The 14,304-nt window shown below is 41.2% G+C and carries 11 protein-coding genes; 5 read left to right on the forward strand and 6 right to left on the reverse strand.

The annotated features are described in order from the left end of the window. The 3 genes from E7Z79_RS07375 to E7Z79_RS07385 form a co-directional block, all read left to right on the forward strand. The coding region (locus E7Z79_RS07375) for a Mur ligase family protein (RefSeq protein WP_303739318.1) at positions 1-1,222 on the forward strand (1,222 nt) is incomplete at its 5' end. After that, positions 1,215-2,723, forward strand: a complete 1,509-nt coding sequence (locus E7Z79_RS07380; RefSeq protein ID WP_303739319.1) for a Mur ligase family protein — start codon at positions 1,215-1,217, stop codon at positions 2,721-2,723. The genes E7Z79_RS07375 and E7Z79_RS07380, both read left to right, overlap by 8 nt. Positions 2,724-2,839: 116 nt before the next feature. Then, positions 2,840-5,158 (forward strand): DEAD/DEAH box helicase, encoded by a 2,319-nt coding sequence (locus E7Z79_RS07385; RefSeq protein WP_303739320.1) that lies wholly within the window; start codon positions 2,840-2,842, stop codon positions 5,156-5,158. Here the strand turns inward: E7Z79_RS07385 and E7Z79_RS07390 are convergent. From E7Z79_RS07390 to hisS, 4 genes are read right to left on the reverse strand one after another with little or no spacing between them, the layout of a single operon-like run. Next, positions 5,155-5,904, reverse strand: a complete 750-nt coding sequence (locus E7Z79_RS07390; RefSeq protein WP_303739321.1) for a sugar phosphate isomerase/epimerase — start codon at positions 5,902-5,904, stop codon at positions 5,155-5,157. The genes E7Z79_RS07385 and E7Z79_RS07390 overlap by 4 nt on opposite strands. A gap of 5 nt (positions 5,905-5,909) precedes the next feature. After that, a complete protein-coding gene (locus E7Z79_RS07395; RefSeq protein ID WP_303739322.1) occupies positions 5,910-7,754 on the reverse strand; it encodes a PINc/VapC family ATPase in 1,845 nt (614 codons plus the stop codon). A 1-nt stretch (position 7,755) separates the two neighbouring features. After that, entirely contained in the window at positions 7,756-8,163 is a 408-nt protein-coding gene (hisI, locus tag E7Z79_RS07400; protein ID WP_303739328.1) for a phosphoribosyl-AMP cyclohydrolase, read from the reverse strand. 2 nt (positions 8,164-8,165) lie between these two features. Continuing rightward, a complete protein-coding gene (gene hisS, locus E7Z79_RS07405) occupies positions 8,166-9,461 on the reverse strand; it encodes a histidine--tRNA ligase (RefSeq protein WP_303739323.1) in 1,296 nt (431 codons plus the stop codon). Positions 9,462-10,161: 700 nt separating this feature from the next. Here hisS and aroE point away from each other — a divergent pair. Both aroE and E7Z79_RS07415 read left to right on the forward strand, forming a co-directional pair. Then, positions 10,162-11,010: a shikimate dehydrogenase gene (gene aroE / locus E7Z79_RS07410; protein WP_303739324.1), complete on the forward strand. Its 849-nt coding sequence runs from the start codon at positions 10,162-10,164 to the stop codon at positions 11,008-11,010. Positions 11,011-11,017: 7 nt separating this feature from the next. After that, a complete protein-coding gene (locus E7Z79_RS07415; RefSeq protein ID WP_303739325.1) occupies positions 11,018-11,704 on the forward strand; it encodes an ATPase in 687 nt (228 codons plus the stop codon). Positions 11,705-11,721: 17 nt separating this feature from the next. Here the strand turns inward: E7Z79_RS07415 and E7Z79_RS07420 are convergent, their stop codons facing one another. Then, positions 11,722-13,206: a replication factor C large subunit gene (locus tag E7Z79_RS07420; RefSeq protein WP_303739326.1), complete on the reverse strand. Its 1,485-nt coding sequence runs from the start codon at positions 13,204-13,206 to the stop codon at positions 11,722-11,724. 9 nt (positions 13,207-13,215) lie between these two features. Beyond that, positions 13,216-14,163 carry a replication factor C small subunit gene (locus E7Z79_RS07425; protein ID WP_303739327.1) on the reverse strand — a complete coding sequence of 316 codons (948 nt, stop codon included), beginning with the start codon at positions 14,161-14,163 and terminating at the stop codon, positions 13,216-13,218. Positions 14,164-14,304 lie beyond the last annotated feature (141 nt).

Consider the following 14,304-nt stretch of genomic DNA (forward strand, 5'->3'; position numbering starts at 1 on the left):
TTTGAAAAATCCTGAACCTACTTTGGATGGCATTGAAGCGGTTTACATGCCTCCCACATTACCTAGCGATGCGCCGATTGCAAAACTGATTGCAGAAAGTGATGTTAAAGTATTGACCAATGAGGATTTCTCTGAGATGGTCAATGAACTCGTTCCTGTTGATGTCATCGGAATAACCGGATCAATGGGCAAAACCACAACAACAATGCTTATCACAAGCGTTTTCAAGGCAGCCGGATATAACGTATGGTCATGTTCCTCACTTGCAAACAATCTGGTTTCAGAGACTATCATTGACGGCATAATAACCGGCAAGGCCCAAAACTGCGACATTGCTGTTTTTGAACTTCCTCACGGTACACTGGGTCTTTTGGATAAATTGGATATTAAAATCGGTATTTTATCCTACCTCACCAAAGAGCACCTGAACGAATTCGGCGGGTCCTATGAAAAGTATCTTTTACGCAAATTAATCATTCAGGACATCAGCGAAACATTCATTGCCAACAGCGAATGTTTGAATGAGACAGATTTGCTTAGGGATGACACCATTTTCTATACAATGGACGATGATGTTGACTTTAAGGGAACTATGGGAGACAAGTCACTGACAGTCACATATGACGGAGGCGAATTTACAACTCCATTCAATATGATGAGCTACTTCTTTGAAAATGCGGTTGGAGCCGCCGCTGTCGGTATAAAATATGGAATCAGTGAAGAAGATATCATTAAGGCTCTGTCAACATTCAAAGGCCTTTCAGCGCATATGGAAGATTATGGGGATTATAACGGAAGGCAAGTGATTATTGATGCGGCATTCCTGCCTGACGGCATAAGGGCCACATTGGATTATTTTGAAGGCGAAAGCCTTGTGGTATTTTTGGACCACTTTGACACCTCCTGGGTGAGGGACAAGGCGGAAGTTGGCCGAATTCTTGATGAATACGATAATATAAAGGCAGTGCTTGCAAGCGGATTTGACGAATCCATTCAAAAGACTGAAATCCACATTGCCTATGAGATTTTGGATGCGATTACCAATGAAAAGATGATAAAGGTTGCAACCGACACTCTGGAGGAGGCCGCTGAACTGTCATTCAAATACTCTGAACCGGGAGATATCATATTGCATATGGGACCGCTCATATCATTTGATAGGGTCAATATACTAAACAAGATTATGAAAGGACTTAAGGACGGGAGCAGAAAATATGAATAAGAATACAACCTTCGGAGTCATCGGAGTTTGCGGAGCAAACGGTAACCTGATAGCAAGAGTGCTTAAGCAAAGGGGCTATGATGTTGTAGGAACAGACCTGGCATTTAAGAAAGACTGCAGATTTGCAAAGTCCCTGGAAGGATACGACATTGAAGTCTTTTACGGAAACACTCCCGACACATTTTTCAAAAAAGCGGATTACGTTATTCCGCCTTTAAGCTTACCGGCAGATGCCGAAGTAATCAGGAATTGTGAAAAGCCGATTTTAGGCCTGGAAGAAGTAATTGAAATGATTAAGCCTGAAAAACCGGTGTTTGGAATAACAGGTACCAATGGAAAGACAACCTCAACCACACTCCTCAAGAAAATCGCATATGACAATAGCATAAAGCCATGCGAACATGACCTTGAAGGAATGCAGGGCAATGCCGAATTCATTCCGATTCTGCAGTCAAGACTCAACGGGGATGTTGGAATATTGGAGGTTGGAACCTTTGGAGTTCCGGGAACCGTTGGAAGGATAGTCAAACATACTGAAATGTCAAGCGGGCTGATTACAAACATCACTCCAGACCATCTCAATGACCTTGGAAGCTTCATGGATTATGCAAACGTCAAGGCTGAATTCATTAAGGAATTGGGAATAGGACAGCTGATTGTCAACGGACATGATCCTACAATTATGGGATTGCTTCGCGAGCTTGATTTCAAGGGTGAAGTGATCACCTTCGGTGTTGATGAGCTTCCGGATTCAATAGGCATGAAGGAATGCGTCTGCGGACGTGAGGTTGCCGTAAAGGAAATAATTTCAGGTTGCGGATATTACTTCTGCCAATGCGGAGTTACAACCCCTCAGGTTGACTATATTGCGACAAACGTCGATTTGGCAAACAGGACATTCGACCTTCACACCCCGACTGAAAAATTGACAGTCAAGATGGGAGTGGATGGACTTCACAATGTCTACAACATCACAGGAGTAATCATTGCTGCTCATGAATTCCTGGACCTGCCTTATGAAAAAATATTGCCTACAATCGCCAGTTTCACAGGTGTAAGTGGAAGAATGGAAGAGGTTGGCAAGGTTAAAGGCAAGGACATTTTCGTTGACTATGCACACAATCCTGCAGGTGTCGAAACCGTATTGAAGGAATTCAAAAAGCTATTCGGCGACTTTACAACAGTGATAACAGTGTCTTCCGAATCAGGCGAGGTCGGTGATGTCGACATATTCAACAGCGTTCTGAAATTCTCAAAGTTCATTGTACCCGCTTCCATGGCTTCACAGAAAGTGGCGCTTGAGAAGTTAAGGAACAATCCGAAACTCAATGACAGGATCTTTTTGAACCATGTCGATGACTTTGAAAAGACAGGAACCTTGGGCGCTTCAGAAGATGAAGTTCGTGACGGTTTGAGAAAAGCTCTAAACCTTGACTGTGAAATGGTGATAGCCATTGGTGAAGCAGCCACCAAATTCAAGGATATTGTTTTTGAATTATAATTTTTCTTAAGAATGCAAAAGTCAGTATTGAATTGCACAAAAAGGGAGGGAAACCATATTACTTTTCAAATGCTCTCTCTTAACCTTTTAATATTAAATGAAATTAATATGATATTATGGCAAGCTACATAAATCATCCTTTACTCAAAAAAGATGCAATCGAATCAAGGTTATACCAGCAGATTCTTGCAGGAGATGTATTAAAAAAAGGAAATACTATGGTTGTTGCACCTACTGCGTTAGGTAAGACAATCGTGGCCATTCTTGTAGCTGCAGATAGATTAAATAAAGTTAAAAACTCAAAGGTTCTTGTTCTTGCACCATCCAAGCCATTGGCAATTCAGCACGAGGAAAGCTTCAAGGAATTCATCACCCTACCTTGCAGTTCAATTACAGGTGCCGTTAAAACCGATGAAAGGGTTAAAAGATGGGAAGAGTCAAGAATCATATCAGCAACACCGCAAACAGTTGAATCCGATTTGTTGAACGGCAGATACGATTTGAGCAATGTGTCCTTAATCGTTTTTGACGAATGCCATCATGGAGTCGGATCATATTCCTACGTATACCTGGCATCCCGTTATGTTCAGGAATCCAACTTCAATCTTATTTTGGGACTCACCGCCTCTCCTGGTTCTGACAAGTATAAAATCAAGGAAGTGTGCGAAAACCTCTACATTCAGAATATCGTCGTCAAAACTGAAGATGACGCCGATGTTAAGCCTTATTTCAACCCCGTCGGCATTGATTGGGTTAAGGTCAAGATGAGTTCTGAGCTTGCTAAAATCAAGGAATGTGTTGACAAGGCATTGAAAGTAAGGCTTAAGGCTTTAAAGAATATGGGCATCATTAAGACAGTTTCCGTCGGTAAAGTGGATATTCTGAAGGCAAGAGGAAGGGTTCAGGGTGAAATCGCCCGTTCGGCCAATCCGGATAAGGAACTGTTCCGTGCCATTTCTATTTTGAGTGCAGTCATCAATGTTCAGCATGCCCAGGAGCTGATTGAGACTCAGGGCATCCAGACATTCAACAAGTATGTTGGAAGATTGCGCAAAAAGCAGACCAAGGCTGCCAAATCCTTGATGGCTGATGATAATTTTGGCCGTGCAGTCAAATTGGCAAAACAGGCCGAGAAGTATGGATGGGAGCATCCCAAATTGCGTGAAATAACTAAAATCCTGAAGCAGGAACTGGGGGATGACGGCCAAACCAAGCTTAAGACTACACGTTTTGATGATAAGAGTGATGAAGGCGCTTCAAAAATCATTGTATTCACTCAATACCGTGACACTCTTGAGATGATTCACCAAAAGCTTGAGAAGGAAGGCATAAAATCAGCCAAGTTCTTTGGTCAGGCATCAAAGGACGGTGAAAAGGGTCTTACCCAAAAGCAGCAGAAGGCAATTATCAAGTCATTCAGAATGGGTGAATATGATGTATTGCTGTCAACCAGTGTAGCCGAGGAAGGTATTGACATTCCCGCTGTTGATTTGGTGGTGTTGTATGAGCCTGTTCCATCTGAAGTGCGCATGATACAGAGGCGTGGCAGGACTGGACGTAAACGTACCGGCCGTGTAAAAGTTTTAATCACTGAAGGGACCCGTGATGAGGCCTATTATTGGTCAAGCATAAGAAAAGAGGACCATATGAAGAACCAGCTTATTGACCCTGCTGTCTTGGAGGAGCTCAATGCTTCCGCCGTTGAAAGGATGGAGAATCAGAAGCATATCAAGGTCATCGAAAAGCCCAAGGAGGAAAATGATTTTCCAATTGTCTATGCGGACTCCCGTGAGGGAAACTCCAAAGTAATCAGACATCTGACCGAAATGGAAATTGATGTTAAGGTCAGGTCCATGGCCGTTGCAGATTATCAGGTAAGCGATGAGGTCGCAATTGAAAGAAAAACCGCTAAGGACTTTGTCGATTCAATCGTTGACAAAAGATTATTCAAGCAGGCAAAGGAATTGTCCGAGGAATTCAAGCATCCGATCCTCATTCTGGAGGGGGATGACCTGTACACAGGATTTATCAACCCGAATGCGATAAGGGGAACAATGGCTTCAATAGCTATTGATTTTGGAATAAGCATATTGCCTACCAGAAACGCTCAGGACACTGCTGCAATGATAAAGAGAATTGCAATTCGTGAGCAGAATGGGGAGCGAACTCCTATCCAGATTCGTACAGATAAAAAACCGCTCAGCCTATTGGAACAGCAACTCTTCATTGTCGAATCCCTGCCTAACATAGGTCCCGTAAATGCCAAGAATTTGTTGAAGCACTTCGGCAGTGTGTCAAAGGTGTTCAATGCTTCTGAAAATGAGTTGCAGGAAGTTGAAGGAATAGGTAAAAAAACAGCAAAGGACATTAGAAAGGTAATTGATTCTAAATACCTTTATTTTGAAAAGGAAATAAAGGAAAAGAGACTTCTCTAGAAGTTCCTTTTCATGTACTCATAACTTTTTTTGATAGAATCGGTATCATTTACTTCAATGATGTAGATGCCATCATAACTTTTTTCTTCTAATTTATTGACGATGCTTTTTAAATCAATAGAGCCTTCACCAAATGATAGGTGTGCATCATCATCACCAAAATTATCATGCATATGTATGTGTTTAATTGAATCAAAAATCATCTCGTCCGGCGAGTATCCCGCATGGTTGGCATGGCCGATGTCAAGTGTCATGGACATGTCAAGTGAAACGAGCAGGTCATTCAGGTCATTCATGTTCTTGTAAAGCATGCCGTCAAATGTGGGCATGTTTTCGATGGTGGTGAGAACTCCCAAATCACGTCCGTAATCGCCTATTTCCCTAATTGATTCATTTGCAAATTCATAAACGGTATCCAAGAAGTATTTGTTTGCCAGAAATGTTGCAAGTCCCGGATGGACAACGACAGCTTCCGCATTTATTTTGTTGGCAAAATCAATTGATTCCTTAATCTGCATGATTGAATTAAGTCTGCTTTTTTCCTGAAGCGCTGCGATATTGACATCCATGAACGGTGCATGGACGGAATATTTCAAATTAAAGCTCTCCAATGATTCAATGTCTATTTTATCGTGAGGATACTGGTGAACGATTTCGGCATATTCGATGCCCAGCTCTTCAATGAATTCCAAAACATTTTCCAAATCGTTTTCGATTCCTGCTAATGTAGATGCTCCAATTTTCATATTAATCACATTTTTTGAACGGCTGTTATCTTTAAGTCCATTTCAATGGCTTCTATGATGAAGTCGGATAATTCTATTCCTCTTTTGATTTTTATTTCTCCCTTTTTGGAGGTTGTTGCGGTCAACAGATATTCTCCGTCAATCATGATATCGAAGTTTTTGCGGCCGTTGTCCCTTCCAAGTTCTAGAATCAGCTGTTTTTTGGTATGCAATATGTCCACTTCGAAAGGGGCCTTATTGATAGGTTTCGCTTCAATCACTTCGACGCCCAGGCTAATTCCAATGCTTTCCTCAATCTCAGCAATCCTTTTTCCGTTCTTGCCGATTATTTTTGGAACAAACTCTTCAGGGATATAGATGTTCGCCCTTTCAGGTGAAATGACTTCAACGTCAACTTTCGCTTTTTTAGGGACAAGCTTTTTGACTTTTCTTAAAATCTCCTGCTCGGCGATCTTGTCGACTGATGACTTATAGCCCTCTTCGCTTCCGGAGCCGCTCACCAAGTCGATATCCATTACAATGGTCTGCTCACCGTAGGTGTAGATTTCGTTTTTGAGCTCGTCTGTTTCAAAGTCCCTCACTTCAATGACAGGCCTTGCAAGGTCCGCCTCCTTCATTCCGGTAGGGACCTTTACGGTCATCTTTGTCTCATAGACGCTTGTTACCTTACCGTCTTCAATGTAGATGCTTGTATCAACGATTGAAGGGATTACTCCAAGCTCCACCCTTGAAGCTATCCTTTGGATTGCATCGATAGGGCGTGTTGCGTGGACAACACCAATCATTCCGACGCCCGCAAGCCTCATGTCGGCAAATATGTTGAAATCGGTATTTTTCCTGAGCTCATCATAGATGGTGTAGTCGGGCCTTACAAGCAGCAGTACGTCAGCGGTATTTTCCATGCTGCCCTCCAATGGGGCGTATTGGGTTATTTCGTCAGGTAATTGCAGGTCTCTTGGGGATTCCATTGTCTTTACTACCTTATTCAGTTTTGATGAGTAGTATTTTCCTATTGCCTGTACGAATGTTGATTTTCCTGCCCCTGGTGAACCTGAAATCAGGATTCCTTCTGCATTGGTTCTGATTCTCTCTAAAAGCTTATCTGATAAGTGGTATTCGTTCAAATCAATGTTTGCAACAGGTCTGACTGCAGTTATCTCCAAAGCTTCTGAAAATGGAGGATATGCTATTGAGATTCTGTATTCCCTTGACTGAACAACAAATGACCCTTCCTTATCGCTTTCCAGATATGTTTTAGGGTCGCTTTTTGCCTTGTCAAGAATCTCATCCATGATCTCCTTGAGTTCCCTGTAGCTATAGCGCTTTTCATTCAATATTACAAAGTCAATGTGTCCGGGTGTCCCTTTTTTGGCCATCGGCACAACATTCTCCTTCAGATGGACGGACATTGTTTCGTCATCAAAGTATTTTTCAATTGAAAGCGGCTTTATCTCATATTCCTGTTCATGATAATAGACAGGTATTCCCTGTGACTTTGCAACTTCCGCCTGCACTTTGTCATTGGTTACAAGGATTCCCATTTCGCTTCTTGCCAGGTCCCTTATGATGCCGTCTATCTCGCCGCTTTTGGCATATCTTATATCGTAATTTGTAGGCCTTTTTCCTTTAAAGCTGACTGCCAGTTTGCCTTCATCCTGCAGTTTCTGCAGTTTCTGAAGTTCTCTTAATCCCCTATGGCCTTCAGATCTGTTGGCATTGGCCTGATGTTCTAGTTCACAAACCACCGCTTCAGGCACAATTATTTCCGGAAAATCAAGCTCATCCCTTTCTATGATTTCAGAAATTGCACCTATGATTACGGCGCTTGTGTCCGGTATTATACGTTCCATTTTAATACACGTCTTCTGGGTTGATTATTCTCTCTAAAATGATTTCCAAATCATCATCGTTCAGGTTTTCAATATCAATTTTATGCTGTGTGTTCAGTTTCCTAAAGAAGCATGAGCGGTAGCCTTCATGGCATGCTGCACCTGTCTGACTGATTTTTAAAATGATTGCATCCATGTCACAGTCTACAAGGATTTCCTTAACCTCCTGGAAATGTCCTGAGGATTCTCCCTTAAGCCATAACTTGTTTCTTGAGGTGCTCCAATAATGTGCTTTTCCTGTTTCTATTGTTTTGATTAATGCTTCCTTGTTCATGTTTGCCAGCATAAGTATTTCTTTTGTCTCGGCATCCTGTGCAATTGCAGTGATGACCTTAACGCCATTTATCTCATGCCTGAAGTTTATTTCCATGTTCATTCCCCATTCAAGTAATTTATGATATTTTCAATGTCAACTGCTTCCTGGTCACCGCTGACCATGTCCTTGACGGTAACCTTGCCTTCTGCCAGGTCATTGGCGCCTATTATGACCATTTTTTCAACTTTTATCTTATCTGCGTAGTTCATGAGCTTCTTGAATTTTTTGCCGTTCAAGTCAACATCGGTCTTGAAGCCGTTTTTCCTTAAAAGCTGTGTTATTTCAAATGCCTTGGCTCTTACGTCTTTGGAGATTGGAGCGACATAGACATCCAGGTGTGAAGGAAGCTCTTCTCTGTCGGTGAGCTCCTCAATCGCATTCATCAGTCTGTCGAAACCGAGTGCAAAACCGGTTGATTCAACTTCCTGGCCTCCGAAGAGTTTTACAAGGCTGTATGACCCTCCGCCGCAGATCTGCTTTTGGGCGCCGAGTTCGGGAACATAGATTTCAAACACGATTCCGGTGTAGTAGTCAAGACCCCTTGCAACTCCAAGGTTTAAAGTGTAATTTTCCACATCGAATGCTTCCAATAAGGTAATTAACTCTTTTAGCTCTTCTAATGCTTCTTTTGGCTCGTCGTATGGAGCGATCAATTCCTCAACATCTGATATGATGGACTTGTCCCCAACAAGGTCGATGAGTTTCAAGAGAATCTGGTTCAATTCGTCATTGTCGATTACCGGCTCATCGCCGCTCAGGGATTCTATCAGTAAGTCCTTGTCGCCCTTGTCGATGACGACCATGATTTCTCTTTGGGTTTCCTGTGTGATTTCAAAGTGCTTGAAGAGTCCCCTGATGATTCCTAAGTGGTTTATGTTAACGTCTGCTGTTGTGATTCCCAGTGATTGGATTGCATCTGAACATAATGCGATTACTTCGGCCTCTCCCTGTGGGGTCTTTGCACCGATCAGCTCGCATCCAAACTGCCAGAACTGTCTGAACCTGCCCTTTTGAGGTCTTTCATATCTGAAGCAGCTTCCGTAGTAATATAATTTGATAGGCTTTACGGCAGTCTTTTCAAGCTCGTTAAGGTATAGTCTTGCCACTGGTGCTGTTATTTCCGGTCTTAATGTAAGTTCCCTGTCTGATTTGTCCTTGAAATTGTATAGCTGGTTTACAATTTCTTCTCCTGATTTTGTTGTAAATAACTTTAATTCTTCAAATAAAGGTGTTTTGATTTCTTGATAACCATAACTTTCAAATACTTTTCTTAAGGTACTTTCAGCTTGTTTTCTTTCTCTCATTTCTTCAAATAGAAAGTCTCTGGTACCTCTTGGTCTTGTAAATTCCATTTTTACACTCCTTGTATATGATATAATAATTATGTTTTTGCAAAGTTATATAATCTTTTGTTTATGGAATTTTAAAAAAACAATGGAAAACTTTATATATTATGTTTCAATGGCTACAATTTTTCAAAATGGCTTCAACAAGCCTTAAATATGATTTAATATATAATAATATGTTAAAAAGTCGTTAATATCAAAAGGAGGTAGATAAGTATGATGTATTTTTTAGAAAATACTTACTTATTTTTCACTGCAATTTTTTGTTGTTTTGATTCTCCTTTCTCCATTCATTTAAGTGAGGTGAAAGCATGGAGCTAATTATGTTCCTGATTGCAACATATTACTTCAATATCGTCATGTTATTGATGTTAATATTTGCAATGAAATAGGAATATAACGCTCCATTTCACCTCTCTCCTAAATTAAATTAAGGCAATGATAATAATCACAATTGATGAATTTTTATTTGGAAATTACCAGGTTTCCATGGAGGCTTTTTCTGGATTCAATGAGCACTGTCATTGCCTTAACAATCATGTTTATATATGACATTCTATATAATTATTATCAAGAGTGTTTCTCTAGTGGAAGCCTCGTAAATGAATGGATATAATTAATGTCTAACCTGGTTATTGTAGGTTTTTCCTACAATATAGGCATTAATTTCTAGTTTTTAAATTATCTTCAAAGGAAATTTATTTTTATGGATATTAAAGGTAGTACAAATATTGTAGGATTGATAGGACATCCTGTCGAGCACAGTTTCTCGCCGCCAATGCACAATGCCGCATTCAAGGCTTTGGGTATGGATTATGCCTATGTCGCTTTTGATGTTGATCCCCTAAACCTTAAATCAGCCATTGATGGTGCCAAATCATTAAATATCAGGGGATTCAATGTAACAATACCCCATAAGATTGATGTCATGAAACATCTGGATGAAATCGACGAGGTTGCAGCCCTGATAGGTGCCGTCAACACAATCGATTTTAAGGACATTAAAGGCTACAATACCGATGGCATCGGTGCGGTAAAGGCAATTGAAGAGGTAACTTCAATCAAAAATAGAAATGTTGTGGTAGCAGGAGCCGGAGGTGCTTCAAGAGCAATATCATTTTACATTGCAAAATATGGGGCCGATTCTTTAACAATTTTAAACAGGAATGTCGAAAAGGCTGATAATCTGGCTAATGATGTTTCAAGTTCCAATTTGATTAATGATGTTAAATCAGATTCAATGTCTGAAATTAACAGTCATGTGGCTGATGCCGATATCCTGATTGACACCACACCTGTCGGAATGCATCCGAATGTTGATGTCGAGCCAATCGTGCTTGCGGATAATATGCATGATGATTTGGTCGTATTTGATGCGGTCTACAATCCAAACGATACCGTACTTATAAAGGAAGCAGTTAAGGCAGGCGCAAAGCCGGTTTATGGAATTAAAATGCTTCTTTATCAGGGTGCTGAAAGCTTTAGAATCTGGACAGGCCGTGATGCACCGGTTGATGTTATGGAAGACGCTTTGAGAAAAACACTTGGTTTGTGAGGATAATATGGATTTTCTGTTTGATATTTCTGCTTTGGCAAGTGAAGAGGAGGACTTTTCAACATCCAAAAAGGATGTCCTGAAATATCTCAAGATTATTGGGGTGGACACCCGTTTCATATCATACACTCCCGAAAAGATTTACATCAACAATCTGAGGTTTTCAAGGTTTTCAAGGAAAAAGGAAGCCACATTCAACAGGCAGTATCCGGAAATCGAGGTCGTGAGAAATAAGCTGTTCCAAAAAATCTGCGCAAAGTCATCAAAGCATCTGGCATTGGAAATCGAGCCCAACTCCAGGATACTGATGCCTGAGGACAATTTCCTAGTCGAGCTTTTGATGGAGCCATACACCAGAAAATATGGTGCAAAGCTGGTATATGAGGGAGATTATGACCTGGCGGTTAATCCCCTGATTTTGGATGACCAGGTGAATAATGTTTTTGAAGGCATTTTCAAGGGTGAAGGCCTGAACCTGACTAAAAGGGAAGGTGAAATCTATCCTTTGGTCAGCGTATCGCTTGACTGGATTAATTCATTTTTGAAAATGGATGGTCATGACCTAATTGAATGCGAAAATAAAGATGAAATGGCCCATTCATTCAGTGAATTTCTGGATGATGTCGCTCCGCAGTATAAGGATAATGTTGTCAGCGCCAGCGTGTTTGTCAGTGAAAAGCTAAATTCACAATAATATATTAAAAAATAAAATCAAAAGCTGAAAAGTGTTGTTTGCTTATCTGCCTTTTTCTCTTTTTTCTCTTCAACTTTTTCTTCTTCTTCAATAATTTCCGGCTCTTCTGTGACTTCTTGTGATGGTGTTTCTTCAATGCCTGGAATTTCAAACGGCAAATCATCATCACCGGAAGGCTCTTCAGCTTCGGGAATCACGTTCATCATTTGGTTTTGAAGCTCTTCTGCACGCCTGTCACGTTCTTCAACTCTCATTTGAGCTTTTTGCTTTTCCATTTTTGTGATGACCTTTTTAGGTATCTTCTTTTTCCTGAACCTTTTGATTTCATTTTCCTCAAGCTCTAGAAAGTCTGAGATTTCCCATGCAAGCTCGTCATTTTGAAACATTATCTCCAGGTATGGAAACATTGAAACTGCCACTCTTCGTGAAACGTGCATCTTGTCAAACATCTTATCCGCAATGTCATCTCGCAGATTCCTTTTGGCACGGTTGCGGCTCATAAGGCCAAAGATGCTTGGGGTCTGGATTTTTGTGAACTTCTTGTAGGTGTCATGCTTTGCGCTGCTCACTCCGATTCCCATAAAGTCGCTTGCATATTTCCAGTAGCCATAGTTTCTGCTGCTTTGAGCCCTTCCAAAGTTGACATCGGCCTTTGAGATGTAGTCATATGCCTTTTTGATTTCATCAGGTTTCTTGTATTCCCTCGGAATGTTTTCGGCAATGTATTCCATTACAAGTGTAGGATCCTCTTCAATCCACATCGCTTCCTTGACATGTGCCGGTGTTTTGCTTTTCAAAACGGCTGTTATTGCATTGAAGATGTCTGAGCGAGTATCTTTTGTAACCATGCCTTCAACATCCTTGACTTCAAGGGTGTGGTCCTTATCGCTTAGGGCCTGCAGGGTATTGATGGCTGAGCGAACGTCTCCCTGTGATTTGACCGCAATCTCCTTCAGTGCTGCAGGTTCGACTTCAACACCTTCTGCCTGCGCAATCTTTCTAAGCAATGCTGAAATTGAATTCCATCGGGACTTTTTCATTTTGATTACTTGACATTTCGGCTTTATTGACTGCAGCCTTTTTGAGTAGAAGTCGTTGGCCATCAGAATCATCGGATGCTGTGATGACTTTATGATTTTGCCAATTTCGGCCACTCCTCCACGGTCATTTGTTCCGTGAATTCCGTCAACCTCGTCAAGAATAATCAGCTTGTATTCGTCTCCAAAGAGGGACCTTGAGGTTGATGACTCTCCGATAGTGCTTTTGATGACATCCTGTGAACGCTTGTCACTTGCATTCAGCTCAATTGATTCTGAAAATTCCTTTGCTATAATCAATGCAAGTGTGGTTTTTCCGATGCCCGGAGGTCCAACCAGAAGTAGGGGTATCTGCGGGTTGCCTTTTTTCCACTCGCTGACCCAATCAGTGATAATCTTTATCTCTTTTTTGTTACCAACAACTTCCGATAGCTCTTGAGGTCGGTATTTATCAGTCCATAACATTTCTATACCTTATAAGAATTGTGCGAGTAATGCTTCGAGCTGTATTCTTGGATTTGCTCCTTCCCTTATTCTAAAGTCGCATTCGGCAATAGCTTCAATCAGATTCATATAAATTCCGGGATCCATTTTTCCATCAATTGCCCTTTTTGAGACATCCTGATAGATTTGGGTTACCATGTCCTCTCCGCTGGTTCCCTGAAGCACCATGGTTTCCCTTAGGATGTTTCTTGCACCCATGAAGTCTCCCATAAGCGCCTTGGTTATCATGTTTCCGATGTCCTGTGGCTTGGCCTTGGACACAACTTCATAAACGGATTCCTCTGTCACAGCTTCGCCTTCTGAAGTTGCGGCCTGAAGGACATTGACTGCCTTTCTCATATCTCCTTCGGCAAAATAGACTATTGAATCAAGGCCTTCATCTGTTGCTTCGAATCCTTCATTTTCACAAATGTATTCGAGTCGGCCTTTGATTTCCTCTGCCTTAAGCGGAGCGAATCTGAATATTGCGCATCTTGATTGAATAGGGTCAATGATTTTTGATGAATAGTTACATGAAAGTATAAATGAAGCGGTTTTGGTATACATTTCCATTTCACGACGAAGCGCATGCTGTGCATCCTTTGTCATGTTGTCGACTTCGTCCAGGAATATTATTCTGAATGGGGCGCCGACAGGTTTCAAACGACAGAAACTTTTGATGCGGTCCCTTACGGTATCGATTCCCCTTGCGTCAGACGCATTCAATTCCAAAAAGTTTTGTCTCCAGTATTCTCCCAATATGGATTTTACCAGTGCTAAGGCTGTGGTTGTTTTACCGACACCTGCAGGACCTGTAAACATTAGGTTAGGCATGCTTCCTTCGCCTACATACTTTTCAAGTCTAGCTACGATTTGCTTTTGTCCTACAACGTCTTCCAATTTTTGTGGTCTATATTTTTCTACCCATGGTCCGCTCATTTAATCACCATTTTTTTATCAAATTAGTGAAAGAATACTCCGACCTCTTTTAGGTCGGAGATGAATTTCACAAAAAAGACACAGAGTCATTTTTTTCAAATATATATTTGAAAATTACTTTTCAAATCCTCTTTCACTTTA

This window comes from Methanobrevibacter thaueri, assembly GCF_015062905.1.
GTDB classification, from domain to species: Archaea; Methanobacteriota; Methanobacteria; order Methanobacteriales; family Methanobacteriaceae; genus Methanocatella; species Methanocatella thaueri_A.

Coding starts and splice junctions, on each gene's coding strand:
- E7Z79_RS07395 (WP_303739322.1), bottom strand. CDS start 7,754: ATGGAACGTATAATACCGGACACAAGCGCCGTAATCATAGGTGCAATT.
- E7Z79_RS07420 (WP_303739326.1), bottom strand. CDS start 13,206: ATGTTATGGACTGATAAATACCGACCTCAAGAGCTATCGGAAGTTGTT.
- E7Z79_RS07385 (WP_303739320.1), top strand. CDS start 2,840: ATGGCAAGCTACATAAATCATCCTTTACTCAAAAAAGATGCAATCGAA.
- hisI (WP_303739328.1), bottom strand. CDS start 8,163: ATGGAAATAAACTTCAGGCATGAGATAAATGGCGTTAAGGTCATCACT.
- E7Z79_RS07415 (WP_303739325.1), top strand. CDS start 11,018: ATGGATTTTCTGTTTGATATTTCTGCTTTGGCAAGTGAAGAGGAGGAC.
- hisS (WP_303739323.1), bottom strand. CDS start 9,461: ATGGAATTTACAAGACCAAGAGGTACCAGAGACTTTCTATTTGAAGAA.
- E7Z79_RS07380 (WP_303739319.1), top strand. CDS start 1,215: ATGAATAAGAATACAACCTTCGGAGTCATCGGAGTTTGCGGAGCAAAC.
- aroE (WP_303739324.1), top strand. CDS start 10,162: ATGGATATTAAAGGTAGTACAAATATTGTAGGATTGATAGGACATCCT.
- E7Z79_RS07425 (WP_303739327.1), bottom strand. CDS start 14,163: ATGAGCGGACCATGGGTAGAAAAATATAGACCACAAAAATTGGAAGAC.
- E7Z79_RS07390 (WP_303739321.1), bottom strand. CDS start 5,904: ATGAAAATTGGAGCATCTACATTAGCAGGAATCGAAAACGATTTGGAA.